Source organism: Bacillus sp. NTK074B, from assembly GCF_017303375.1.
GTDB lineage: Bacteria > Bacillota > Bacilli > Bacillales > Bacillaceae_B > Rossellomorea.
Window position 1 is genome coordinate 250,495 of the sequence record NZ_JAFKOH010000005.1, and the last position, 24,740, is coordinate 275,234.

Consider the following 24,740-nt stretch of genomic DNA (forward strand, 5'->3'; position numbering starts at 1 on the left):
CGTCCCTCGATTTGGGAGGGACGGACCTATTTTTATATATCCTACTGCCCTATAAATTGATGTCTGCATTTACCAATAAACGCGAGCTTATGAAGGGGACGGGTCATGGATACGTATTGGAGCTTGATGTCGAGTTCGTTTTCCGGGTTGAATGCTTCATCGACCGCTGCGATGAGGACCACATCAAACTCGAGTCCTTTGGAGAGGTAGGACGGGACCACGACGATTTGGTCTTTCGGGATCGATTCCTGTTCTTCCAACAGCTTTACTTTCCCCGGCTGCCGTGCTTGCAGGATTTCGCTGATCGTCACACAATCCTTCATGCTTTTTCCGATGACAGCAAAGGTTTGAAAGCCATCATTCCTTCCTGCCTTCACTTTCTCCTCAATCAGAGAAACCAATTCATCTGCTTCCACATATTCATCAAAGCTTGGGGAATCCCCATGCCTCACCACTGGATTCACTTTCGGAAAATCATAGGGTAAGAGACTGAGCAGCTTATTAGCTTCCTCCATGATTTCAATCGTGGTACGATAGCTTTTCTGAAGCTCGGTATACGTCGCCCTTGGAAAGATGTCCCGATAGACCGGCTCCCATGACTGAAGACCCCGGTACGAGTGAATACCTTGAGCGAGATCCCCCACCAGTGTGAACATGTCGGTTTCCAGTGCCCTCTTCAATGAATAGAGCTGCATATAGCTATAATCCTGTGCTTCATCTATCACGATGTTTTTTGCTTTGTGAAATTTATCGATTCCAAACAAATGGGAGTGCAAGTATAGGAGAATCGCCAAATCTTCCACTTCATACTGCTTTTTCTTTGCGTATTTCAAGGTGTACTCACAGAGACGTTTCGCCTGGGAACGATTCAGCTCTCCCTTCGAGTAGGAGGCAAGCCGTTCCGGATCAGAGAATAGCTCCATGAAGTATTGATGCAGATTCTTCTTTTCGAACTGCCTCATATATCCGTTCACGCTTGTTCGGATCGCTTTCTTGATCTCATTCACACGCTCGCTTTTTTTGTCCAATGCTTTCGACACATATTCCTTCCGATTCCCTGCCTTCGAACGCTCAAAAAGAGCCGTTTCAATCCGCTCATCAAAAAACGTCTCTACCTTATCAATCATTTGCTTTTTATTGGAACGGACGTAGCTTTGCAGGAGTGACTTCAGCTTTTCAATCCGGCGATAGATTGGCATATACGTATATTCTTCTTTGAACAGATGGGTGAATTTCTTCGCTGTATATAGCTTATATTTATCCACATAAAAATCTTTCGATGTATAAAAGCGTTGTTCGATTTCTTCCAGATAATCATCAAGGATCCTCCTGAATGCTTTGGACCCTTTGAAGCCTGAAATCCAGGATGCGGTCTCCATCTCTTCATCATGGGTTTCGATCAGCTTTATGAGCTTGTGGTCTTCAACCAGGGAAAGTTCTTTCTCCAAGCAAGTCATGACATAATCCGTGAATGTGGTCTGCCTTACCCGTTCAACGCCAAGTTCCGGCAGGGCTTCTGATATATAGTCGATGAACAAATTACTGGGTGCGAGGATCATGAGCTGATGTGGATCAAAGTGTTGTTTGTAATTATAAATAAAGTACGATATCCTGTGAAGGGCTATTGTGGTCTTCCCACTTCCAGCCGCTCCCTGGACAATGATGGGCTTGTTCAAATCGGCCCTGATAATCCGGTTCTGTTCCTCCTGGATCGTGGAAATGATCTCAGTCAAACGATTGCTGGAGCTTTTGGCTAAAGAGTCCTGAAGTAGTTCATCCGTTGTGGTTAAGTCAATATCGCGTATTTCTTCCAGTAATCCCTCCTCAATCATATACTGACGCTTGAGTGACAAATCTCCTTCATACGTTTCACCTTCTGCCTCGTATGAAACATCTCCGATCCTCCCCTCGTAATACAGATTTGCGATGGGAGATCTCCAGTCGACGATGATTTGCTCCTGATTTTCACGCTGATAAAGGGAAGTCTTCCCGATATAATGCTTCTCCACCTTACCGGATCCTTCATGCTGAAAATCAATCCGGGCAAAATAAGGCTTTGTTTTAGCTTTCGTAAGAGACTCCAATTCTTCTTTGGACATCTCAAAAAAGCTTGAGTTCGTCAGGATATCGATATAGGCAGCACTTGACTCGCCCCAATCAATATCTCCAAAAGCTTTTTCCATGTTTTCCTTATACTTTTCTTTACTCGTCTGGGATGTACTGATGACAACATCAATGTAGCGCTTCGTAAACTCTAAGCGTTCTGATTCATTTGAAAAATCGGGATGGATAATCGATTCCTTCGTCATACATTTCTCCTTCCAAATGTTTTAGCCGCAATGGAGAAAAAAACGTCCTGCTACTTCCACTGAGGTAACGAGGCTCATGTGGATGAACAAGATAAGATAGACAAATCGAAATCTGTAAAAATTATGTAGGCGTTTGGGAGCAGAGATATATATTATCAGATAATTCAAGGGGATTCAAGTACAATAACTATTGTTCTTATTTAAAAATGAGGTGCTAATTAGTTTAAGACCAGTTCTTGGAAAGATAAGACTCTTGTAAGGAATTGTGTGATATAATTGTAAATAATGGAAAAATGATTAGCGGAGTGTTGATGACCTCTGTAATGACGGATAGAGATAAACATGAAAACCAGAACGTAAATAGACGTTCAAGAATGACAAATTATATTTGCTGGGTGAGAAGTCGATGATAGGAATAAGTATCGCAACCAAGTGGGAATATGAAGCGACATTGGAATATTTCGGCATTATCGATCATGAACGGATCGGTTATCCTTATGGCGAGTATTTCTTAAGAACTATTTATAATGCCGAACTTGTTTTTTATTGTACCGGTGTAAGAAAAGTAAATGGTGTTGGTGGTAATCAGTATATGATTTCTACATTTCATTTAACCAAAGTAATTGTTGCTGGAACCTGTGCAGGCATAGATGATACGTTCAGTATTTTGGATGTCTTTGTTCCCGAAAAAGCCGTTCAATATGATTGCACGGTAAAAGAAGTCGAGCCTCTTATTAAACAATCCTTCATAGTCGATATTAATCTATCTAAATATGGAAATGATTTTTATACTGGAACAATCGGCACCGCTGACAAAGCAGTTGTGATGTGGAAGGACTATTTAGAACTTAAAGAAAATGAAATAACAATAGCCGATACAGAAGCGGGTGCAATTGCTTATATCTGTAAGAAGAATGATATTGAATGTATTATTATTAAAGGCATATCGGATTTTCCAACAGATGAAAGAAACTCTGATACATTAGAATCAAACATGGAACAAATCAATGTTTATTTAGAAAACACACCCAAAGTGATGAACAAAATATTTGACGAATATTTAAAAAGATTTATTTAAATACATAGTACATGGGACAAACTAAATCTATACACTCTAAAGACGAACAATGAGATTACGTGGTACACCGCTTTTGATTTCCGTGCAAGACCTCGCTTTCCTCGGGGCGGAAGGCGAGCCTCCTCACAGCTTTCGCTCCTGCGGGGTCTCACCTATTCCGCTTTTCCCGCAGGAGTCTACGTCTTGCACTAGAATCAAAAGCTAGAACTTGCTTAGTACATGGACCGAGCTTTAGCACTCAAAATCAAAAATCCGAACGAGTTAGATTTACATCAAATCACTCGTTCGGATTTTTCTTATCTGAAACCCTTTTGTCCCAGCCTCTTTTTACTGCTAAATATCATGTTATTCACATGGCTATTTCTGCTGCTGAATTTGGTGGGATAAGGTGTTCCCTCCCTGAACGGAACACCTTTCTAATTAAATGAAGGGTTCTTTCTTTGATCCACCGGAAACACAATTTGAAAGCTCGTCCCCCTACCAACTCGACTCTCAACCGTAATAACGCCCCTCATCGCTTCGATGATCCTGTAAGACACCATCAGTCCAAGGCCCGTTCCTTTTTCTTTCGTTGAGAAATAAGGTTCTCCGAGTCTCGCTTGTTGCAGGGGCGTCATTCCGGTTCCTGTGTCCGTGATGGTAATGCTCACGTCCCCTTTTTGAACCATTGAATGGATCGTAAGGGTGCCCCCTTTAGGCATGGATTCAATTGCGTTTTTAATAATATTGAGAAATGCCTGTTGAAAGTTCCGGGTGCTGCCGACAATCATGGCGTCCTGGATATCTTTGTGTACAAGCACAGATTGTTGATTGCTCAATGGCTCGACCATATCAGCAAGCTTATGCAGCTGTTCAGCAATGGAGACTTCCTCCACTTGTTCCGGATCCGGCCTGGCAAATGTAAGATAATCATTGATGATGTCTTCTGCCCTGTTCAATTCCGAAGTTGCAATGGATAAATACTGCTCTTTTTTTACTATTGGCAGATTTTCCTGTTGGAGAAGCCTTAGGAAGCCCTTGATCACGGTCAAGGGATTTTTCACCTCATGAGAGATGCTGGCAGCGAGCTGTGCCAATACTTCCATCTTTTCTATTTTGACCAGTGCCTGTTTGATTTGAATCTGTTTTAGCAGCGTCTCACATATATATGTCAAGATCAGCATTCCCAAAGAAGGAAGTAGAATGAAATTGATTAAGTAACTTTCATCGATTACAAACACCGTCATTGCCTTTGCAATCAGGGCAGCAACGATGGAATGGAAGGTAAAAAGGATCACTGAGAATATGATTTTTTTGCGACTGGATAGCCGGTCGAATTTGAACCAGTTCATTCCGATAACTGTCGTCAAGAAGATGACCACATAAATCACAAATGCTACGATACTCCAACTATACATCATGGTCCTTGATACAAGTAAGACCCCCAGCAGCGCTAAACCAGTATATGGGCCACCATACAATGTTCCAAGAACAAAGGGGATCATCCTCAGATCATGGACACAATACGGATTATGGTATATGGGTGAAAGCATGCACATGATAATGGCAATGCTAAAAGAAACAAAGGTTGCTACCCTTGTATACCAACCATGTATCATCTTTTTTTCAACAAGGAAAAAAACTAAAAAAATACTTAAAATAATATAAAAGAAATTATTAATAACATCCTGATTAAAAATAATCATCCTTACCCTTTGACCTTTCACAGATATAGTATTCTTTATAAAATTCTATCATACTGCCACTATATTCGTTACACTTATCTTTTTATCCTGTATTTCATAAAAGAACTCCCCTGAAAAGAACAGGAGAGTCATTTCACTTACAGATTCTTCAATTGTTCACCAAGGTACTTCGCCAACTCCAGCATGCCGTATTGCCCATACTTCGCCTCGGCATCTTTATTGTAATTGGTATTGGTGTTCACATCATACGTATAGACCGTTCCTTCTTTGTCTTGAATGAATTCAATCCCTGCTATATCAATTCTATTCTCTACTAAAAAGGATTCATAAGATGATAGGATATCATGTGCGAAATTTTCCCGGATTTCGAATTTAGACTTCTCCCCCTGCTCTCCTCCAGGACAAAATAAATCATCGACTTGGCAGACATCGGCAGGACATAGTTCAAATCCCTTTGATGTGTCCACCTTTACAGCATACATGAATTTCCCTCCGATGAATTCACATCGTGTAATGGAAGCATCGGGAGCTTCAATGTACTCCTGGATGAGCGTCGTCCCATCCAACGGTTCTTCAAACGAATCACTGTATACATAGTTTTTTAATGCATCGACCGAATGAAACAGTTGGACACCCAGTCCTTTTCCAGCGCGATTATGCTTAGTGATGAAAGAAGGCTTATTGAGATTCTCTGCGGCTTCTATTATTTCCTCTTTTCCGACAGCGGCAATCGTCTTGGGCGTCTTAATCCCTGCAGCATTGAGTGACATATACTGATTTACTTTACTCACTTCCAACCGGAGGGCACGGTTTCCGTTCAGTACCTTTTTTCCATGTCTCTCTAACCAAGCAAGAACGCTCTCGGTCAACTCAGGTGCAAAACGATGATTTCGAGTGTGGGAAGATGCACTGATGCGATTATAAAACACACCTTCCGGAGGCTCTTTGGATAAATCGACGAGACCGCGATCCAGGAACCACTCCTCATAAGGCAATTGAAGTTCATCGAGACGATTTGTTAAATGAGTGGTCCAATCACGATTTTCATGAATAATATAAATTTTTCTCACGATCATTACCCCATTTGTTCGTAGGATTTTTAATAAGTCTACAACACAAAGTAATCCTACTATAAAAGTAGGATTTAGGTCAACGATCAGGAATTCACTTTGGCTTACGGTCCTTTCTCTTCATTTGGATTTTCATCCCGCTTTTTGGTAAGAGTTCTCGGGCCATTGACGGCCTCTCTAATTTTGTACTCCGTTGATCGTCCTTAAGGATGTCTCTGATTTCCTGAAGGACTTCGAGGTTGGTCGTCTGTTTCACCTTATACGGATGATCTCCGCCTTTAAGCCTGTTTACCACTTTGATCATTAAAAACACACACATGGATATAAGAAGGAAATCAACCAATGAGCCCAGGAATTTCCCCAATTCTATCACCTCTGCCCCTATACGAAAATGCACCCCTTCAAAATTGATCCCGCCAAATAAGATGCCAATCGCAGGCATCATCATGTCATGAACAAGAGACTCCACAATTTGTCCGAATGCGGATCCAATGATGACGGCTACTGCCAAATCGAACACATTCCCCCTTGCAATGAACTGCTTGAACTCTGCCCACATAATTAAGCTCACCTACCGCTTCATTACTCCTAACATATGGGAAGAAAAAGCGAGATATGAAGACAAGGGGATAATTCTTTATAGAAGATACTTTCCTACGATGACGGCCAACATAATGAAAGCGACGACTCCCATTAAGATGACGAGTTTTTTTTCATCCTTTTCCCCTGACATGTTCTTTGCCTCCTCTCATGATGGGTGACTCTTATACGGTTCCCCTTTCAAATAATTTCGTGTCAAGTATCACCGGCTCAGGATGTTCTTCCTCGAGGAAAAGTTTAAACGCCTCTTCCCCCACTTTTCGTATCGGGACTTCAAAGGATGTGATATTAAGTGCATCTGCAAGGGGATGGTTATCAAAGCTCAGAATGGCAAGATCCTCCGGTATCCTGATGGACTTTTTCCCCGCTTCAGCCACCATGCCTGCGGATACTTGATCGCTCGTTACAATCAGGGCAGTGGGCTTATCCTCTAGACGCTCCCACTTATCCATGACATCCCTTCCATCCTGAAGATCATAGCAGTCGTTGAAGATCCAGTCGGCACAGACTGGATTGATAGCGGCTTCCGAGCTGTCGTAGAAACCCCTGATCCGCTCTTCGCTATTCGTTCCAAACGTACGGTGCAGGCACAGACCGATCCGGGAATGTCCCTTTGAATGGAGATATTCCACTCCACTCCTGATTCCATGATAGTGATGAATGTACACCTTTTTATACCTTGCATCAGATACATTCTCACAGAAAACGACATTGGGGCTGATGAACGGTGCTAAAACATCGAGGGAATTGGAACGTGAGGTCAGGATCAATCCATCGACTTCCTTCATCTGCAGGCGATGAAAGGCCTCAAGTTCTGCTCCCCTATCATAATTCGTCTGGAAGAGTTGAAGGTGATATCCATGTTTTAACGCTTCCCCTGCGATGCCTTGAAGGATCTCTCCGAAGTAAGGAAGATTTAAGTAAGGTAAGATCACTCCTATACTATAGGTTTTCCCCTTTGATAAGTGGACGGCATTTGCATTCTTTATATAATTCAACCTCTCCACAGCCTCTAGGACCTTCCGTCGTTTTTCTTCTTTCACATACGGATGGTCATTCAAGACCCTTGATACCGTCGAAACGGAAACCCCTGCAAGCTTTGCAATACTCCTGATATTTGTCATACCCATTCCCCTTACTAGCTATATGTGAAAAAACATGTAAAAACGCTTGCTCTGAAACGCGTTTCACACTTTACAGTTAGTCATGTAAGGAATCGATTACTGAATCGAGATCCCAAAACATGACAAGGAGGCTATTCTTATGCTCGGTTTTCTATATTTACCCCTTCTTTGTATCATCATCATAGGGGGAAGCTACGCCGCATTAAAGCCGATCCACTTTCATACTCCCAATGATCAAGGAGATCCATTAGAAAATATATACAACAAGAACCTGAATTAACTCAGGATGCCTGCTTAAAAATAAAGCAGGCTTTTATTTCAACCATTTCACCGCCCATACCTGGACCGCATCCATGACAGGTTCCAATGCTTTTCCTTTATTGGTCAAGCTGTATAGGACTTTCACCGGCTTTTCATCAAGCACTTCCCGGCACACGATTCCATTCTCTTCCAATTCCTTCAATCTTTCCGTCAATACCTTTTGACTGATATTTGGTATTCTTTCATTTATATCTTTAAAACGGCACGTTCCATCAAATAATACCTTTATGATCATCCCGATCCACCGCTTACCCAGTAACTCGAAGGCAGCGGCATATTTCGGACATAATTTGGATTCCATTTCATACACACATCCTACATCTTTTTCCCTTGACGCAACAAACATCGTCGGTTATATTGTTCATAATGCTTATTCACTTACAAAAAGTAAGTAACATACAAATATATACCATATTATAACACTTTTTTAAACATCAAGGAGGCATTATCATGGATAATTTCTTTCAAATCGTCGACGAACGCCGCTCAACGAAAGTGTACGACCCTCAGGTGGAGATCCCACGCGAGGAATTAGTCAGCCTGCTCGAAACAGCAGGGAAAGCTCCATCAGCCTGGAACCTTCAACAGTGGAAGTTCCTTGTATTTGATCAAAAAGAAGTTCAGGAACGCTTACTTCCTATAGCTTATCATCAGCAGCAAATACAGGATGCTTCTGCAGTAGTAGCCATTCTGGGTGACCTGGAAGCCAACCAAAACATCGACCCTGTCTTTGATCCAGCCATAGAAAAAGGAGAAATGACGGCTGAGATCAAAGACGTTTTGAAAAAACAAATCGATGGGGCTTACAGCCGGGAAGAATATCCCCGGGATGCTGCATTCAGTAACGCTTCCCTTGCAGCCATGCAGTTCATGCTTGCTGCGAAAGCGAAAGGCTGGGACACTTGCCCGATCGGTGGCTTTAATCCTGAAGCACTCGTTTCGGAATTCAATGTATCTGATCGTTATATCCCGATTATGTTGATTACAATCGGAAAACCTCTTCAAAAAGCACGTAAATCCGATCGTTTAGATATCCGTAACTTAATCGATTGGGCTGAATAAACTCATGGTAAAGCCACATCCTGTCCGGATGTGGCTTTTTCTATATGCTAAAACAATACGCTATGCTCAATCTGCTTCATTTCATAGAAGTACCCTTTTTCCCTCATAAGCTCCTCATAGCTTCCAGATTCCACAATGCTTCCATAATCCATGACGATGATCTGGTCCATCTCTTCTAGCCCGGTCAACTTATGACTAATGAGGATCAATGTGTCATCCTTCGCTACTGTATATAGATGATGAAAGAGTTCTATATCCATTAACGCGTCAACGGAGGATGTCGGCTCATCGAGCATCCAAAGCCGTGACCCATTCAGCAGGGCCCTCGCAATCGCTAATCGCTGCCTTTCTCCACCAGAGAGATTTTCTCCTTTTTCTAATACCTCATCCTCTAATGAAAAGTGATTCAGCTGCACGATGCGTAATACCGATTCCAATTCGCCGTCTGTCAGATCGTCACTGACCAGCATAAGATTATCTTTCACGGTTCCGTAGAAGAAATGGTTTTCTTGCAGAACCACATTAGCATGTTCCCACAACGACTCTTGATCAGTATCTTTCAAGGAAACATCATTCACGTAAATGGCACCCAGATCCGGTGAGTAAAAGTTTAATAACAATTGAAGTAATGTTGACTTCCCTGATCCTGAAGGCCCTACAATCGCTGTTTTCGAGCCTGCCGGCAGGTCGAGGCTCACTCCATCCAATGTCTTTCTTTCCTCTCCATGAAAGGTAAAGCTCACATCCTTCAAGCTGAAAGAAGGAGGTTCCCCCTCTAGGCGTATGCCGGATGAAGGTCCGTCCCTCTTAATTTCACCCCCATTATGAATGGCAGACAGCCGATCTGCAGCTCGGCGCGAATCTTCATAATGCGTAGGAAGGACCGCCATAGGTGTCGCATTTTCAAATACAGTCAAGGAAATCATGACGAGCATCGCGAGGAAGATCCCATCCAGTTGATCCGCTGCCACGGAATAAGCCCCTATTGCCAGAACCGTCCATGAGATGAACAGGGAAATCAGGGTGTTGATTGAATGGCTAAAAAGTGAAAAAATGCTCTCCCGTTCTTGCTCGTTCACATAAGTGGAAGCGACCCGGGCGAGATTACTCTCTTTTCCCTCCAATCTCTGATATATTTTCAAATCCCTGAAACCGTAGAGGAATTCCGTCACCTCTGTGGATAAATCCCCCCGCCTTTCACGGACGTTACTTTTAATACTTCTCTGTTTCCATGCGAAAAAGGATGGTACAATCAGCCCTGTCAATAATAGACCCCCGAGAAGGATCATAGCAACGAACACCGAATAATACATTGTAAACAATATGGTACTTAAGAACACCATCACCAGTATGATGGGTGGGTAAAAAACGCGAAGAAAGAAATTCTGCAGGCTTTCTACATCCCCTACGATACGTGAAAGTAAATCTCCGCTTCGATATCTGGAGAATATTTCAGGTGTAAGCGGCTCTATTTTTTCATAGATGGATACCCTCAAGTTCTCAAGAATCGTAAACGTAGCCCGGTGGGAGAAATAGCGTTCCCCATACCGGGTCAATGCCTTTGTAAAACCGAACAATTTCAAAAGAGCGATCATTACGGTCAAGGCATAAAGAGGGACCTCCAAAGCCGCTTTAGAGATTAGATAACCACTGGAAGCAAACAGGCCGACCGAGGTAAGTCCAGCCAGAAAACCCAATAGTACGGAATACACAATATCCTTTTTTTCCTTCATCATCAACTTTACGATAAACCCTAATTCCTTCATCTACACTCTCACCCCTTGCTGTACCGTCACCATATCACGATAGTGAGGGACGGACCTCATGAGTTCTGCATGATTCCCGAACCCCTCTGGTTTTCCTTTATCCAACAACAATATATGTTCCGCTTTCCGTATCGTATGAAGCCGGTGCGCTACCGTAATGACCGTTGAACCCTTGGACAATTCCTCCAACGAGGACTGTAGAATTTGCTCAGTCCGCAAATCCAGTCCGGTTGTCGGTTCATCAAACAAGATGAGGGACGGACCTTTGAGAAATGCCCTTGCAATGGCAATGCGCTGTTTTTCCCCACCGGAAAGACCTCTGCCGGCTTCACCGATGGGTGTTTCATATCCCTTCTCAAGTCCTGCTATCATTTCAGAAATCCCTGCCTTTTCAGCCGCGGATTCAATCTCTTCACGTGTAACCCCATCTCTTCCGCCGATGGCAATATTCTCAGCTATCGTCCCTGAGAATATATATGGGTTCTGAGAAATGTAACTGAATTGATCAAACCAGTCTTTTTCTCTATATTCACTTCTCCGGCGTCCATTTACGAGAAGATCTCCTTCAGATGGCTCAAGAAGACCCGTGATCAGATGAAGGAGAGTTGTCTTTCCCGCACCACTTTGACCCACTACAGCCACATGGCTCCCTGAAGGAAAGACCGCCATAATCCCATCCAGGGCATATCCTTTTTCGTCATAGGAGAATCCAAGATTACGCAATTCGATTGATGGGGGCTTCCCATTTGGTACGATTCCCTCCTCTCCCCATCTGACCGGTTGATCCTTTTCTTTCAACTCTTCCAAGACCTTCTTCGCTGCACCCATGCTTCCACGTCCGGTATGAAAGGCGTTACCGAGCTCTTTTAATGAAAGATAGAATTCAGGTGCCAGGACAAGAACAAAGAAAGCCGTGAAAAAGGAGATGCTTTCAAATACCACTAATCTAAGACCCACCTCCAGGGCAATCAGGCCGATACTTAACATGGAAATGAATTCAAGCATCAACGATGATAAGAAAGCCGTCTTCAGTACGGCCATGGTGGCTTCCCTAAAGTCCAGACTGCTCGATCGGATCACCTCTTTCTGCTGAGTACCCCTCCCCAATAGCTTCAAAGTAACCAACCCTTGAAGGATATCGAGGAACTTCCCCGAAAAAGCCGTCAACTTGTCCATCTGCTCCTCAGATTTCTTCTTAGTCATGACGCCGATGATCGCCATGAACAATGGAATGAATGGAGCCGTTACCACCATGATCAAACCTGTGTAAACATGCTCCGTGAAAATCGTGATCAGAAGAATCAATGGAACAATCGTCGTTTGGATTCTTTGAGGTATATACTGACTGTAATATCCGTCCAACCCATCGACGGCATCCATCATCGTACTGACCTTTTGACCTGATTGGCCCTGAATCGATGCTTGAAGAGGATTTTTAGACCATTTCATTAAGAGCCTGTTCCTTAAATCCCTCCTGACCTTTGAGGACATCCTGATTCCTGTCCGTCCATTGATATAGGAAAGGATAGCTCTTCCCGTTAGAATAAGAAACAAAGCCCCAAGCATCGGTAAGGTTGCTTGAAACTCAAGCTCCTCTATAAACATTTTATTGACAATGCTAACGATCAAATAAGCCTGCCCGACTACGACTCCCCCCATCAATAGGGATGTCGCATAAAGTGACATCATGGATGATCTTTGCAGTTTAGCCAATTGATTAAGCTCTTTCATCGTTGCTCTCAACTCCAAAAGTTAAAAGTTAGTGAAACACTTCACAAATTAATATCTCCATTATAATAAACTTGCTCCCATCATGCATCATGCAGGATTGACCTTTTTGTGACAATTCCAGGGAAGTTACCGTTAAGTATGGAAAAAGGGTGAATATTTTGTAACCTTCACAATTTTATCAGTGTCATAATGACTTCATCCGAATGACAATAATTGTAGAAATCTACTAGCCGTCCCTCAAAAAAAAAGAGGCAAATCGCTAATCCGAATCACCTCCCACTTTTATTCGGTTCCATTATATTTTCAATAAATCCCTCGTCACGCGCTGAATGATCTCCGGGAGAACTGAGAACGTATATGGTTTATACACTCTCTCTGTCCATTGATGACCATCTTTCCCGTATACTCCTATGTTGATGGAGGGGATATTCAGCTTTCTGATCATGTCGATGGGTACCGGATACAGCTGGTCGATCAAAGGCAGATTCTTCTTGAACACTTCGATATCCTCATCTTCTTCATGAAGAGAAAGGAAGCTGCCATCTGCAAGATAAGGAAAGAATCGCTTAATAACAAATTCTTCTCCGGTTTCATTTGATATTTCATTCAAGCATGTTCCCAGTACCTCTCTCACCTTTTTACCGTATTCATTTTCTTCATTGACGAAGTTATGGGGTAAAAAGGGAGGGGCGAAGAAAAGGATGACTCTTGGAGTCCGGTCGGGATCTAAGTGCTGAAGGGCTTCCACCATGGCATAAGCGATCGTGCGACGGTCTTCCCCGTTCATATCATGAAAGATTTTTTTCAAAACAGGGTCCGGATCGATTCCTCTTTCTTTCAACCAGAACAAATACTCCCTCAAGGTCAGGACTTCAACTTCCCACGAAAATTCCCTTTCAGGAAAACCGTGATATTTCCGATACTGTTCAAATTTCTTTTGGCTCCGCTCTTCCATTTCACTTACTACTTTTAAAGCTACCTTCTTCATATCATAGAGCACTTCTCTCGCGGTTCTTTCATATACAAAGTAGTTGAAGTAAAGGGACGCACTGAGAGGCGTCTGAACATTATACGTATGCTTATCATCTTTGAAATAAAGGCATGATGGAGGAAGGGTGAACTCTCCCGGGATGTCCTCCAAATAATCAAGATTTTGGTTGATTTCAAGATTGATTTTCGATGCGATCACGGTCGGATCTATTGATGTCAGCACATCACCAACATGCGCTTCCCTTCCATATATATAAAAACTGGGCAGAAGCTTACCCGCAGCTCCCGTGTAAATATATCGTTTGCAATCTCCGTCATAAATAGGCGAGATGAAATCCGTATTGATGGCAGCCAAGTAGTCGAAACCTTCTTCTTTCAATCGATAAAGGTCCCTTAAAGCCGCAATCATTCCGGCATGTTCACTCTCTTCGTCTCCATTGAACAGAAAGAGCAGATTGCCTTCCGGCGCTTTTTCACCAGTGTGAAACAATAGGTTGGCTAAGTGGACGGCGATCCCGCTTTGCATATCCAAAGCGCCTCTTCCAAACAGCCAATTTCCCGAGAGTGCATCTTCCTTCACTTTTTCCTCTCCTTCATAATCCATAAAGAACTTCTGAAGAAAGTCGGGATCATGGGCCATATCCTGAAGTGCACCATAATCATCAGTACCCACCGTATCGTAGTGAGCATGGAATAATACCGTTTTAGAAGAATTTCCTTTCACAAGGGCAAATACATTTTGCCTTCCGATTGAATCATTCGGGACCTCCTGGAGCCAGACTTGCTCAGGATGTTCCTGGAAATAAGGAAATGAAGAAATTAACTCATATATAAACCGGGCTTTTTCACTTTCCCCTGTCGTTCCATTATAACTTCTGATAGCGACCAGGGATCGTGTGATGAGTTCAATCTGTTCAGAAATAGGCTTGTTTTTCAGTTGAGCATACATGTTAGCACCGCCCCTTTCTTTGAGAAATATAAGCTATTGGGTAGTAAATCAATCAGTGCAAGGGCATTATAGAAACTGATTCCTCTATAATTGATAACATCTTATCGAAAATGAATGTGGTTTGGAAGGGGTTTCAAGATTTTTTCTTAAAATTTTTTCGGCCTTTTCTATTGAAATCCATTCTATTACCGAATATTATAGAAGTTGCGTGTTTTTAATGTTCGTTTTTATTGGAGGTTTTACGATGTTTAAATTAAAGGAACACGGCACGAACCCAAAAACGGAAATACTGGCAGGAATCACTACATTCCTGACGATGGTGTACATTGTGATTGTCAATCCCATTATTTTATCCGATGCGGGCGTCCCGTTTGATCAAGTATTCTTAGCCACCATCATTTCTGCTGTTGCCGGAACGCTATGGATGGCACTGTTCGCCAATTACCCAATCGCCATCGCGCCTGGTATGGGATTGAATGCTTATTTCACTTACTCGGTAGTTGGTGCACATGATGATATATCGTATATCGTTGCTTTCTCTGCGGTATTTGTGGCCGGTATCGTCTTCATTCTTCTTTCTTTAACACCTTTGCGAAAAAAATTGATTGAAGCCATTCCTCAAAATCTGAAGCACGGAATTACGGCAGGAATCGGTCTGTTCATTGCTTTCATCGGTCTGCGTCTAACAGGATTGATACAGGCGCATCCGACGAATTTAGTGCAACTGGGTGATCTGCATTCCCATTCAGCACTACTTGCCCTGACCGGATTGGCAGTGACCCTGGTCCTCATGGTCCTGAATGTCCATGGTGCCCTGTTTATCGGAATGATCGTCACTGGAGTGATTGCATACTTCACAGGGGACCTCTCCTTTAAAGAAGGCTTTGTGGCTATCCCCCATCTACCTGAAGGACTGATCGTAGCAAATCCAGTTTCTGCCTTTGCTGATGTCTTTCAATATGGGTTATATGCAGTAGTCTTCTCTTTCTTACTTGTCACAATCTTTGACACAACGGGAACGATGGTGGGAGTCGCCCAGCAGGCCGGCCTCATGAAGGGGAATACACTTCCAAGAGCCCGCCAGGCACTTCTTGCAGATTCCATCGCAACTACAATTGGGGCGATGTTCGGTACAAGCCCGACATCCGCATACATTGAATCTTCAGCTGGTGTTTCTGCAGGGGGTAGAACGGGATTAACGACCTTGACGGTTTCGATTCTGTTTATCGTTTCAGCCTTCTTTGGACCACTCGTCAGTGCGGTTTCGGGAATCTCGGCCATTACGGCTCCAGCACTCATCATTGTCGGCAGTTTGATGATGGGAAGCATTGCCCAAATTAATTGGGACGAATTGGATGAAGCATTCCCTGCATTCCTGATCATCCTGAGTATGCCTTTAACATCCAGCATCGCGACAGGAATTGCTCTTGGATTCATTTCTTATCCATTGCTTAAAGTAGTGAAGGGACAATGGAGACAAGTACATCCGCTTGTTTATATCTTTGCAGTCCTTTTCTTCTACCAGCTGGCATTCCTTCCTCATTGAGTTGATACTGATACTTGAAAGACCGTTCACAGTGAACGGTCTTTTTTTACACAGGCTGTGCCCATATTCTCGATACATCTCTAAGGTATTCATCTTCAAAGGTTAGGCAGAATATGTCCGGCATCTCAAGACCCTTCCAGAACTCAATATCATACGATTTATCAAAGTAATTCATGATCAGAACCATTATATTGCCATGGGTGCCAATGACTACGTTTTTCCCATTATATTCTTCCACTATATTCATTATCCCTTGTACGCCCCTATTTTGAGCAGTAAGGTTTGACTCTCCCCCCTCCAATGAAAACTCTGGATCCGCCCATACCATTGATATGGCTTCCTCAAAGTTTTCAACAGGAAAATCGGTTAATGTACGTTCTCTCATCTCATCAACCACCCTGATCTTTTGACCGATGTAAAGTGCTATCCCTTCAACCGTCTCCATCGCTCTCTTGTAAGGACTGGAACACACCACGTCGATTTCTTCCCCCATTAATTGTTCCGTAACATAGGACGCATCCCGTTTTCCTCTTTCAGACAAGGGCCTCGTCAACTCTTCCGGCGTATAAATCGAGTGTGCATGCCGGACCAGATACAGTTTAGTCATGGCCATATTCATTCACTCCTTTATCTTTCTCCATGATAAAAAGCTGTCCATGGGAACAGCTCCTTACTTCCACACCTTATCCAAACGCTCGGAATAAAATAGAATCGCCTTCTTATAAGGAGCGATACCGGAATCCTCTGACGTTTCACCAATGCATGTCAAGAGGAGTTCCATGGCCCGGCTGTGCTCATTCAAATTGTACAGGACCATGGAATAAAACACCTTCAGAGCTTGATTATCGGGAAATCTTTCGACTCCTTCCCCCAATATCCTCTTGCTTTCCTCATAGTTTCCTAGTGTCCTATATGTACTTCCTAATCCAAGATATGCTCCTTGTAAATGACCATCATCAAGACCCAGCCTGAGCGCTTCTTCATAATAAGGTACAGCTTCTTCTTCAGAACTCATTGCGTCATGGCTCCACGCACATTGATAATGCAGATACCCAGATCCAGGTTCCTGTTTGATCAGTTCCTTCCATTTAACTATGGAAGCTTCGTGTTTACCAGTCTCTCTTAAGAGGATGGCTTCTTCTATTAATGTTTTCATCTCATACTCTCCCAGTTTACTCGGGAATGAACTCCATCAACCAGGCATCATGGTATTTCCCTTCATGAAGCTCATGCTCCCGTAAAATTCTTGCCTTACTGTATCCACATTTCTCATAACAGCGAATAGCTCTCGTGTTCCACGTCATCGGATCCATCACCAGGCGGTGGACCCCCTCCTTCTGAAGCAAATACTCCACCACTGTACGTATAAGCTGAGTTCCGACTCCCTTGTTCCAATACTCCGGTTCACCAATGAATTGATCTGTACCGTAAATCACTTCATCGAGATTTGTATATCCGTAGCGGATCATCGTCTCATGATCAAGCTGATAATACTGAAGATAACCGACTTCAATCCCTTCATACTCAACAAGACAGCTCACGACACCCCTTTCTGAAAAGAATTTCTCCTCCACCAACTGTACAGTGAAAGAACGGTCCCTGCCTTCATAAAATTCCAACACCTGCGGATTCGATAACCACCTCGAAAGCGTGTACTTATCCTTATCTTCCAACGGCCGTACATGAAAAGCCCCACTTATCACATTCATACACACACCTCCATTCACACACCTATCCCCTATACATTCATCACCAACAAGAAAAAACCCTTCTTTTTGAGAGGGACGGACCTTGATTCCTAGGACCAGGTCCTAGGAATCAAGGTCCGTCCCTCTCCATATGTCATATTTGTGAATTATTTCACATCAATGTGTGATAAGATCCATTTAGGAATAGAATATTTATGAGGATCATGTTATGATCAAATTGTGAAGTATTTCACAATATAAATGCTACTATAGCTTTAGGTTCATCTTTTATCCGGCAGGTGAATTCTTTCCGGATAAGACAAAATAATTAATGGATAGGTGATGACGTATGACAATTAAATGCACTAATAAAGTGGCTTTAATCGGTACAGGTTTTGTTGGCTCAAGCTATGCCTTCTCTCTTCTTAACCAGGGAATTGCCCACGAGCTCGTCATGATCGATTTGAATAAAGAGAAGGCCGACGGGGATGCACGGGATTTAAATCACGGTCTTGCTTTTGCTTCTCCTATGAAGATTTCAGCCGGGGATTACAGTGATTGCAAAGATGCTGATTTGGTCGTCATCACTGCCGGGGCAAACCAGCAGCCCGGTGAAACCCGTCTGGACCTTGTAGAAAAGAATATAAAGATCTTTAAAAACATTGTAGACTCTGTCATGAATAGTGGTTTCGACGGGATTTTCCTGGTGGCGACTAACCCTGTAGACATCTTGACGTACGCCACATGGAAGTTTTCCGGGTTGCCGAAAGAAAGGGTGATCGGATCCGGGACAATCCTTGATACCGCGAGACTCCGCTACTTAGTGGGAGAGCACTTTGATATTGACACACGAAACATCCATGCCTATATCATGGGAGAACACGGTGACACGGAATTCCCCGTATGGAGTCATACAACCGTAGGCGCAAGCCAGTTAAGTGAATTGATTGATATGAATCAGGAGACTGTCCAACAAGAACTCGATGACATCTTTGTGAATGTCAGGGACGCGGCCTACCATATCATTGAACGAAAAGGGGCTACCTATTATGGCATCGCCATGGGGCTTGCCCGGATCACTAAAGCGATCTTTAATAATGAAAACAGCATCCTTACCGTATCAGCACTACTCGAAGGAGAGTACGATCATGAGGATATTTTCATAGGTGTTCCTGCGATCATTAATCGGGAGGGGATCCGTAAAGTCGTCGAACTTCCCTTGAACGAAAAAGAAAAAGCTCAATTCACCCATTCAGCAGAAACGTTAAAGAACGTTATGAAAAAAGCGGTCGACTCCTGATCCACACCCTGCCTATATGAATCAGACACGCACGCCCATACCTCCTCCTCATAATATAAAGAGAATTCTTTATGAGGAGGTTCTTCTATGTACGATCACAGACAATTATTCCCCGGTTTTCCTGGTGGAGGACAGGGATCCGGTGGAGGTGGTTTCCCTGGCATCCCCGGCTTTCCTGGCGGAGGACAGGGTGTGCCAAGCTCACCACCCCCTTCTGGCGGACAAGGCGGACAAAACCAACCACCACCCGGCCCGCCACCGAACTTCCAACCGCAAAAGACTTCACTTCAAGGGACGCAGGGTGGACCGAGTACCTTCGCAGTCGATGCAGGTGCCATTAGAAGATGTTTATTCCGATACACGTATATATGGCTGAGAAGAGATTCCTTCTGGTTCTATCCCGTCTTTGTAGGACGCCGCTCCATTGCTGGATGGAGATGGATCGGATTTACCTGGGTTTACTTCGGCATCGATTTGGATAAAATTGAATCCTTTACGTGTGTGTAGGTTCCGAGATGCATTCCTGCCCATACTATAGAACCTATCCATCGAATGGCATCATAACCGTAAGCGGGGAACATACACTATATGTGGATCCTGACCAAGCCGTCGTATCAATAGGTATTGTAACCAATGATAAAGCGCTTGAGGTTGCGCAAAATGAGAATCAGCAACTATCCAGCCATGTCGTTCAATCCCTATTAAACAACGGTGTACTGCAACAGGATATCCAGACCTCCAGCTATCAAGTATTTCCACAATACCAATTTGAGGATGGGAAACAGACGTTCACCGGTTATGAGGTCCGACAGGTATTCAAGGTCACTGTTAAATCGATCGAAAAAGTCGGGACGGTCATTGATGATGCTATCAAGAGCGGAGCCAATCGTGTAGAGAACATTCAATTCGTCCAGTCGAATCCCTTAGAATCCTACCAGCAGGCTCTCGCTTTAGCCTATCAAGAGGCATATCAAAAGGCACTCACATTATCAGGCCAATCAAATCAGCAGCTTTATCCACAACCAAAATCCATTACGGAACAATCCCGTCCCGCTACCGTACCCTTTATGAACGCCGCCTACCTAAAAGCAGCCGACGAAAGTACAGCCATCCAACCCGGCCAGATAGCCGTCACAGCCATCATCACGGTAGAATACAGAACCCATTAAAAAAACTGCCAAAGTAGAATTGCTACTGAGGCAGTTTTTTTGAGGGACGGACCTCTAGAATAAGTGTGGAGGACTCTCAAAGACTTCTAAAAGAATATTTTTTCTCATTACGTTTCATTAGCGCGCCAATTCATGGACTTTTAAGGGAGTACGGACCTTTATAGCACTTATGATTCTTGGAGAATGCCATTTTCATGATATTCATCTTGTATAGTCCTATCATTCATTCTTAAAGAAAGATATGTTCAGAACGATTTGCGTCATTTTGGCTGATGATTGCGTCATTTTTTTTATAATTGCGTCCTTATAATATTTATTGCGTCATTTCTTGTGTTAATTGCGTCATTTTCCTAGTCAACGCCTCTTTTTTCACTAAATACCACTTCACTCCCAACCTAATATCCTCCGTCCTATCGCACTCTCTTCAATCCCCCACCACATAACCTGCCACTTTTTCTGCAGAAGCTGCGACTTCTTCATCACTCAACACCCTGACGCCATGCTCCACAAAAGCAGGCAAGAATCTCATCCCCGTCAGATTAGACGTTGCCTGTAATGGTTTCAGAAGTTCACTCATGGAATAATGATTATAGCCACCTGATTGGTAAGCACCAGAAGGACCTCCAGTTGATGTCACCACCAGAAATTCCTTCCCGTGCAGCTTAGTCCCGGCAGAACCGTATGCCCAACCGAATTCAAGCACTTTATCCTGCCACTCTTTTAAAATCGCCGGTGTGCTGTACCAGAAAAAAGGAAATTGGAATACGATGCGGTCATGATCCAACAATAGAGTTTGTTCTCTCTCTACATCGATTTTCATGTCCGGATATTTTTTATATAAATGACGGACTGTCACGTTTTCTTCCTTTTCAAGCCGATCTGCCCAAGCTCTATTCATTCTGGATTGTTCAATGTTTGGGTGTCCAACCAACACTAATATTTTCATTTTGTCTCACTCCTTATTTGTATATGCAAATAATAACACATGTTCATTTGCATATACAAATATCAAGTTAAAAATTTTTTGTTTTTTTACCAATATGAAATTAAATGCTCCTCAGTACGGCCTTATTCCCCCAACGATTTCGATTTTCGTCCACATGCTTCCATGGCCGATAATACAGCTCCTTTGAATCGATTTTTCTCAAGTTCAGCCACTGCTTCAATGGTTGCTCCACCAGGTGAACATACGGCATCCTTCAGTTCTCCGGGATGTGTACCGGTTTCAAGGACCATCTTCGCAGCACCCAGCACGGCCTGTGATGCCAGCTGATACGCAAGACTCCTTGGAATTCCCTGTAGGACGGCCCCATCGGCAAGTGCCTCGATGAACATAAATACGTATGCTGGGGATGACCCACTTACGGCAGGGATCGCATCCATCAAACTTTCGTCCACTTTTTCTGCTTTACCGAAGCTCTCAAGAATCGCTTGCACAGCTTCAAGATCATTATCGGTCACATTCCCATTCACACAGAATGCCGTCATTCCTTCCCCTACTAGAGACGGGGTATTCGGCATCGTCCGTATGATTTTGGCAGAAGGGGAAATCTGCTCTTCCATCCAATTGATCGTGATTCCGGCTGCAATCGTAATGATGATGGCATTTTTTTTCAGGGAGTCGCTGATTTCTTCGATCAGCACCCTGTATTGATCGGGTTTCACTGCCAGGAATAAGATATCTGAAAAGGCCGCTACACTCTGATTATCTTTCGTCGTCTTCACGCCGAATTGTGCTGCCACTTTCTTAATGGTATCTTGTGTCCGGGCGCTTGCAAGAACCGATCGTTCATCTACGAGACCTGATTGCAGTATGCCTCCCATGATGGCCTGTGCCATATTTCCGCAACCAATAAATCCTATGGTTTTATCCATTTCAATCACCTCTTATATGTATGTAAACAGTCTTTAGCATCATACCAAACTTTCTTCCTCAAAGAAATGTTTCCCCCTTCTAGACACAAAAAGACTTAAAGGTCGTAACCTTTAAGTCTTTCCTCATTCCACCAGAGGGACTTTGAATAAGTCTTTGTACTAACATACCGTATCCACTCTTGAATATCAGCTTCATCCAGTCCCCCGATGATCGCCCCGGCAATCAATAAAGCCCAGATCATCTTGCCCTTACGAGAGTAAGGATCTTTTCATAATCCAAGTCGACAATCGGTTCATCGTGGTGCAATCGATCCCTGATTTGAGACAACAATGACTCTTCACCTTCAGACATATTCAATAGATCCCATTTCTTATGGAAGACTGAGTAAAGGGTCAGATCCCTCAGCAGCAGGAAATGGGGGATACGCTTGATCCATTCATCCCCGACTTCAGACTCTGTCATATACCCTTTAAGAAACGCAGTTAGAAATCTTTCACCAAATTCACTGCGGGTTTCAAGCGTTTCATTCCTAAACTTCCACCATACCGAATAATACAGCGGAATCGCCACATCACTTACAAAATAGAACTGTGTACTGTCATCAAAGTCGAATACATGAATCTCCCCATCATGATAGAAGAAGTTTCCCGGATGGATATCCGAATGGATGAGTCCAAAGGTATCAGATGCCTCTTCGAAGCCCCTGATCGTTTCTTTGTTGTGATTACCTTTTTCAATGATCTCCCTGTCTTCCACCGACACAAGATATTTCTCGTAATCCAGCACGTCATCCTGATCCCATCGCTTACGGCTGTTTTCATCCTGATTGTATCCTTTGGTAACCCTATGCATATGCCCTGTGAGTTTCCCCCATTTGTAGAATAGTTGATCATCAAATAAAGGGTCATCCATTTTCACAGGAACACCCGGAGCTTTATCGAATAAACATACAAAGAAATGAGTATCCCCCGTTTCCAGGACTTCCACCAGGTTTCCTGCTTCTGAATCATTCACGAGTGACACATTTACCCCATGTTTATGTAAGTAATTGATCCATTGCAACTCAGCTTCCACTTCCCCCTTGGAACGATGGGAACTGTGAGTCAGGCGGAGGATATAGGAGACCTCTCGTCTGTGCACCTCATACACATAGTTTTCGAAATCACCTAGCTTTTTCGCGTGACTTGTGTCGCAGCCGAAACGTGAAGCTGCATCCTTTAAAATTTCCTCTGTAAATAGTTCTTCAATCCACTTTTCCATCTTATATCTCCTAGTCTATGACATATTGACTTTTTCTAAGAAGAGCCACCCGGTAAGGGAACAGTTCGGCTGTCATGATGCCTTCTACGACAGTCGGATCCTCTTTCATGAAAGCTATTGCCTGTTCCTCGTCATCTGCTTCAAACACTACGATTCCAAAGGCATTTTCCTCTTCATTTAATGTTCTGCCTGCAAGAATCACTGTCCCACTGTCCATCCATTCGTTCAACCGTTCGAAATGACGTTGCACAATTTCTTCATCCCCGACCGTCCAATTTGCTTCTTGATACAAGCGTGGAATCAACTTTAATACATAGATAAATTCCATCTCCATCTCTCCCTTTACCATGACATATACGACCTGATCCGTCCATAATCCTTTATTCAGGAATCAAAAAAGGCCGCTTGAGCTTGACTCAAAGGGCACTAAAAGAGTTAGTTCTCCTTCATCCACTCGTCCATCACGTGAATGATTTCATTCTGCTGTTCCCACACGGAAATACTCGCTTTCTTGTCACCTTTTTGTGGACCATACACTCCGAATCCTGCATGGTTACCCCCGTCAATCTTATGGAAGACGGTATCAGACGGCAGCAGCTTCTTACTGTTTTCAATGTCATCCCCTCTTGTAAGACCATCGTTCTCGGCGTAGATGCTGAGGACCGGCATATCACTAGTGGAGAAGTCCGCTGACTTTGTTGGATAGGAAGCCAGGAATATGACACCTTTCACCTCATCTTGATGATCAAAGGAATACGATGCCGCAGCTACACCCCCCAATGAGTGACCGGACAGATACCAATCAAGCTTTTTATCGGCATCACTAATAATCTTTTCAGCTTCATTAATGCCGAAGAAAGCGATATGAAGCGGCATCTTGGGGATGACCACGGTGTACCCCTTATCGGATAGAGCCTTACCTATATACCCATAAGCCTCCACTTCCACCTTTGCTCCGGGATAAAGTATCACGCCTTTCCCATTTGAATCTTCACTTTTAAAAATAAGCCAGTCTTTTTTTTCCTCTATTATTTGGTCATCCTCAAAATTGACTGTTTTCGTCAATTTCTCCTTGGCTGAATATGTTTGCTCTGACCAGATATAGAATCCGAGAAAACCTAGAACAATCATCGCCAGCAGAACAATCCCGGTCCATTTAAATACCTTTTTCATTGGGTCTCTCCCCTTACTTAGTCATTCAATGAGCATCATTTCC

25 protein-coding genes are annotated in these 24,740 nt (G+C 43.4%); 7 read left to right on the forward strand and 18 right to left on the reverse strand.

Annotation, left to right across the window (positions count from 1 at the left end):
• Positions 1-41: 41 nt before the first annotated feature.
• Positions 42-2,309, reverse strand: coding sequence for an RNA polymerase recycling motor HelD (gene helD / locus JI667_RS10865; protein WP_206852952.1), 2,268 nt, complete (start codon positions 2,307-2,309; stop codon positions 42-44).
• A gap of 406 nt (positions 2,310-2,715) precedes the next feature.
• On the opposite strand from helD, the gene JI667_RS10870 reads away from it, so the two are divergent.
• Positions 2,716-3,387: a permease gene (locus tag JI667_RS10870; protein ID WP_206852954.1), complete on the forward strand. Its 672-nt coding sequence runs from the start codon at positions 2,716-2,718 to the stop codon at positions 3,385-3,387.
• Between the two features lie 416 nt (positions 3,388-3,803).
• Here the strand turns inward: JI667_RS10870 and JI667_RS10875 are convergent, their stop codons facing one another.
• The 4 genes from JI667_RS10875 to JI667_RS10890 all read right to left on the reverse strand — a co-directional run bounded on the left by JI667_RS10875 (position 3,804) and on the right by JI667_RS10890 (position 7,866).
• A complete protein-coding gene (locus JI667_RS10875) occupies positions 3,804-4,985 on the reverse strand; it encodes an ATP-binding protein (RefSeq protein WP_206852955.1) in 1,182 nt (393 codons plus the stop codon).
• Between the two features lie 224 nt (positions 4,986-5,209).
• Positions 5,210-6,142 carry an ATP-grasp domain-containing protein gene (locus JI667_RS10880; RefSeq protein ID WP_206852957.1) on the reverse strand — a complete coding sequence of 311 codons (933 nt, stop codon included), beginning with the start codon at positions 6,140-6,142 and terminating at the stop codon, positions 5,210-5,212.
• A 94-nt stretch (positions 6,143-6,236) separates the two neighbouring features.
• Positions 6,237-6,701, reverse strand: a complete 465-nt coding sequence (mscL, locus tag JI667_RS10885; RefSeq protein WP_206852959.1) for a large conductance mechanosensitive channel protein MscL — start codon at positions 6,699-6,701, stop codon at positions 6,237-6,239.
• Positions 6,702-6,906: 205 nt separating this feature from the next.
• Positions 6,907-7,866: a LacI family DNA-binding transcriptional regulator gene (locus JI667_RS10890; protein WP_206852961.1), complete on the reverse strand. Its 960-nt coding sequence runs from the start codon at positions 7,864-7,866 to the stop codon at positions 6,907-6,909.
• 139 nt (positions 7,867-8,005) lie between these two features.
• Here JI667_RS10890 and JI667_RS10895 point away from each other — a divergent pair, with 139 nt between their 5' ends.
• A complete protein-coding gene (locus tag JI667_RS10895; RefSeq protein ID WP_206852962.1) occupies positions 8,006-8,146 on the forward strand; it encodes a hypothetical protein in 141 nt (46 codons plus the stop codon).
• A 33-nt stretch (positions 8,147-8,179) separates the two neighbouring features.
• Here the strand turns inward: JI667_RS10895 and JI667_RS10900 are convergent, their stop codons facing one another.
• On the reverse strand, positions 8,180-8,488 hold the full coding sequence (locus JI667_RS10900; protein WP_206852963.1) for a winged helix-turn-helix transcriptional regulator: 309 nt from the start codon (positions 8,486-8,488) through the stop codon (positions 8,180-8,182).
• 143 nt (positions 8,489-8,631) lie between these two features.
• Between JI667_RS10900 and JI667_RS10905 the strand changes: the two genes are divergently transcribed.
• Positions 8,632-9,249, forward strand: a complete 618-nt coding sequence (locus tag JI667_RS10905; RefSeq protein WP_206853127.1) for a nitroreductase family protein — start codon at positions 8,632-8,634, stop codon at positions 9,247-9,249.
• A gap of 47 nt (positions 9,250-9,296) precedes the next feature.
• Here the strand turns inward: JI667_RS10905 and cydC are convergent, their stop codons facing one another.
• The 3 genes from cydC to JI667_RS10920 form a co-directional block, all read right to left on the reverse strand.
• A complete protein-coding gene (gene cydC / locus JI667_RS10910) occupies positions 9,297-11,015 on the reverse strand; it encodes a thiol reductant ABC exporter subunit CydC (protein ID WP_206852965.1) in 1,719 nt (572 codons plus the stop codon).
• Positions 11,016-12,746: a thiol reductant ABC exporter subunit CydD gene (gene cydD, locus JI667_RS10915; RefSeq protein WP_206852972.1), complete on the reverse strand. Its 1,731-nt coding sequence runs from the start codon at positions 12,744-12,746 to the stop codon at positions 11,016-11,018.
• Positions 12,747-13,041: 295 nt separating this feature from the next.
• Positions 13,042-14,685 (reverse strand): M20/M25/M40 family metallo-hydrolase, encoded by a 1,644-nt coding sequence (locus JI667_RS10920; protein ID WP_206852980.1) that lies wholly within the window; start codon positions 14,683-14,685, stop codon positions 13,042-13,044.
• A gap of 244 nt (positions 14,686-14,929) precedes the next feature.
• On the opposite strand from JI667_RS10920, the gene JI667_RS10925 reads away from it, so the two are divergent.
• On the forward strand, positions 14,930-16,231 hold the full coding sequence (locus JI667_RS10925; protein ID WP_206852981.1) for an NCS2 family permease: 1,302 nt from the start codon (positions 14,930-14,932) through the stop codon (positions 16,229-16,231).
• 46 nt (positions 16,232-16,277) lie between these two features.
• Here JI667_RS10925 and JI667_RS10930 read toward each other — a convergent pair whose 3' ends face one another.
• The 3 genes from JI667_RS10930 to JI667_RS10940 form a co-directional block, all read right to left on the reverse strand.
• Entirely contained in the window at positions 16,278-16,838 is a 561-nt protein-coding gene (locus JI667_RS10930) for a histidine phosphatase family protein (RefSeq protein ID WP_206853130.1), read from the reverse strand.
• Positions 16,839-16,901: 63 nt separating this feature from the next.
• Positions 16,902-17,387: a tetratricopeptide repeat protein gene (locus JI667_RS10935; protein WP_206852982.1), complete on the reverse strand. Its 486-nt coding sequence runs from the start codon at positions 17,385-17,387 to the stop codon at positions 16,902-16,904.
• 16 nt (positions 17,388-17,403) lie between these two features.
• Positions 17,404-17,940, reverse strand: coding sequence for a GNAT family N-acetyltransferase (locus JI667_RS10940; protein ID WP_206852983.1), 537 nt, complete (start codon positions 17,938-17,940; stop codon positions 17,404-17,406).
• A 328-nt stretch (positions 17,941-18,268) separates the two neighbouring features.
• Here JI667_RS10940 and JI667_RS10945 point away from each other — a divergent pair, with 328 nt between their 5' ends.
• The 3 genes from JI667_RS10945 (at position 18,269) to JI667_RS10955 (ending at position 20,388) form a co-directional block, all read left to right on the forward strand.
• The gene (locus JI667_RS10945) at positions 18,269-19,219 is read left to right on the forward strand and encodes an L-lactate dehydrogenase (protein ID WP_206852985.1); all 951 of its coding nucleotides are present in this window, start codon (positions 18,269-18,271) and stop codon (positions 19,217-19,219) included.
• Between the two features lie 87 nt (positions 19,220-19,306).
• Positions 19,307-19,726: a hypothetical protein gene (locus JI667_RS10950; RefSeq protein ID WP_206852986.1), complete on the forward strand. Its 420-nt coding sequence runs from the start codon at positions 19,307-19,309 to the stop codon at positions 19,724-19,726.
• Positions 19,727-19,734: 8 nt separating this feature from the next.
• Entirely contained in the window at positions 19,735-20,388 is a 654-nt protein-coding gene (locus JI667_RS10955) for an SIMPL domain-containing protein (protein WP_206852995.1), read from the forward strand.
• Between the two features lie 424 nt (positions 20,389-20,812).
• On the opposite strand, the gene JI667_RS10960 is transcribed toward JI667_RS10955, so the two are convergent.
• The 6 genes from JI667_RS10960 to JI667_RS10985 form a co-directional block, all read right to left on the reverse strand.
• The gene (locus JI667_RS10960) at positions 20,813-21,334 is read right to left on the reverse strand and encodes an NAD(P)H-dependent oxidoreductase (protein ID WP_206852997.1); all 522 of its coding nucleotides are present in this window, start codon (positions 21,332-21,334) and stop codon (positions 20,813-20,815) included.
• A 122-nt stretch (positions 21,335-21,456) separates the two neighbouring features.
• Positions 21,457-22,263, reverse strand: a complete 807-nt coding sequence (gene proC, locus JI667_RS10965) for a pyrroline-5-carboxylate reductase (RefSeq protein ID WP_206852999.1) — start codon at positions 22,261-22,263, stop codon at positions 21,457-21,459.
• Between the two features lie 95 nt (positions 22,264-22,358).
• The gene (locus JI667_RS10970) at positions 22,359-22,505 is read right to left on the reverse strand and encodes a hypothetical protein (RefSeq protein ID WP_206853000.1); all 147 of its coding nucleotides are present in this window, start codon (positions 22,503-22,505) and stop codon (positions 22,359-22,361) included.
• Positions 22,502-23,524, reverse strand: a complete 1,023-nt coding sequence (locus JI667_RS10975; protein WP_206853005.1) for a phosphotransferase enzyme family protein — start codon at positions 23,522-23,524, stop codon at positions 22,502-22,504. Before JI667_RS10975 ends, JI667_RS10970 begins: the two co-directional genes overlap by 4 nt.
• 10 nt (positions 23,525-23,534) lie before the next feature.
• Positions 23,535-23,852, reverse strand: a complete 318-nt coding sequence (locus tag JI667_RS10980; protein WP_244668288.1) for a YciI family protein — start codon at positions 23,850-23,852, stop codon at positions 23,535-23,537.
• A 107-nt stretch (positions 23,853-23,959) separates the two neighbouring features.
• Positions 23,960-24,697, reverse strand: coding sequence for an alpha/beta hydrolase (locus JI667_RS10985; protein WP_206853006.1), 738 nt, complete (start codon positions 24,695-24,697; stop codon positions 23,960-23,962).
• Between the last annotated feature and the right edge of the window lie 43 nt (positions 24,698-24,740).

Coding starts and splice junctions, on each gene's coding strand:
- helD (WP_206852952.1), bottom strand. CDS start 2,309: ATGACGAAGGAATCGATTATCCATCCCGATTTTTCAAATGAATCAGAA.
- JI667_RS10870 (WP_206852954.1), top strand. CDS start 2,716: ATGATAGGAATAAGTATCGCAACCAAGTGGGAATATGAAGCGACATTG.
- JI667_RS10875 (WP_206852955.1), bottom strand. CDS start 4,985: ATGATACATGGTTGGTATACAAGGGTAGCAACCTTTGTTTCTTTTAGC.
- mscL (WP_206852959.1), bottom strand. CDS start 6,701: ATGTGGGCAGAGTTCAAGCAGTTCATTGCAAGGGGGAATGTGTTCGAT.
- JI667_RS10890 (WP_206852961.1), bottom strand. CDS start 7,866: ATGACAAATATCAGGAGTATTGCAAAGCTTGCAGGGGTTTCCGTTTCG.
- JI667_RS10895 (WP_206852962.1), top strand. CDS start 8,006: ATGCTCGGTTTTCTATATTTACCCCTTCTTTGTATCATCATCATAGGG.
- JI667_RS10900 (WP_206852963.1), bottom strand. CDS start 8,488: ATGGAATCCAAATTATGTCCGAAATATGCCGCTGCCTTCGAGTTACTG.
- cydC (WP_206852965.1), bottom strand. CDS start 11,015: ATGAAGGAATTAGGGTTTATCGTAAAGTTGATGATGAAGGAAAAAAAG.
- cydD (WP_206852972.1), bottom strand. CDS start 12,746: ATGAAAGAGCTTAATCAATTGGCTAAACTGCAAAGATCATCCATGATG.
- JI667_RS10920 (WP_206852980.1), bottom strand. CDS start 14,685: ATGTATGCTCAACTGAAAAACAAGCCTATTTCTGAACAGATTGAACTC.
- JI667_RS10925 (WP_206852981.1), top strand. CDS start 14,930: ATGTTTAAATTAAAGGAACACGGCACGAACCCAAAAACGGAAATACTG.
- JI667_RS10930 (WP_206853130.1), bottom strand. CDS start 16,838: ATGACTAAACTGTATCTGGTCCGGCATGCACACTCGATTTATACGCCG.
- JI667_RS10935 (WP_206852982.1), bottom strand. CDS start 17,387: ATGAAAACATTAATAGAAGAAGCCATCCTCTTAAGAGAGACTGGTAAA.
- JI667_RS10940 (WP_206852983.1), bottom strand. CDS start 17,940: ATGAATGTGATAAGTGGGGCTTTTCATGTACGGCCGTTGGAAGATAAG.
- JI667_RS10945 (WP_206852985.1), top strand. CDS start 18,269: ATGACAATTAAATGCACTAATAAAGTGGCTTTAATCGGTACAGGTTTT.
- JI667_RS10950 (WP_206852986.1), top strand. CDS start 19,307: ATGTACGATCACAGACAATTATTCCCCGGTTTTCCTGGTGGAGGACAG.
- JI667_RS10955 (WP_206852995.1), top strand. CDS start 19,735: ATGCATTCCTGCCCATACTATAGAACCTATCCATCGAATGGCATCATA.
- JI667_RS10960 (WP_206852997.1), bottom strand. CDS start 21,334: ATGAAAATATTAGTGTTGGTTGGACACCCAAACATTGAACAATCCAGA.
- proC (WP_206852999.1), bottom strand. CDS start 22,263: ATGGATAAAACCATAGGATTTATTGGTTGCGGAAATATGGCACAGGCC.
- JI667_RS10970 (WP_206853000.1), bottom strand. CDS start 22,505: ATGATCTGGGCTTTATTGATTGCCGGGGCGATCATCGGGGGACTGGAT.
- JI667_RS10975 (WP_206853005.1), bottom strand. CDS start 23,524: ATGGAAAAGTGGATTGAAGAACTATTTACAGAGGAAATTTTAAAGGAT.
- JI667_RS10980 (WP_244668288.1), bottom strand. CDS start 23,852: ATGGAATTTATCTATGTATTAAAGTTGATTCCACGCTTGTATCAAGAA.
- JI667_RS10985 (WP_206853006.1), bottom strand. CDS start 24,697: ATGAAAAAGGTATTTAAATGGACCGGGATTGTTCTGCTGGCGATGATT.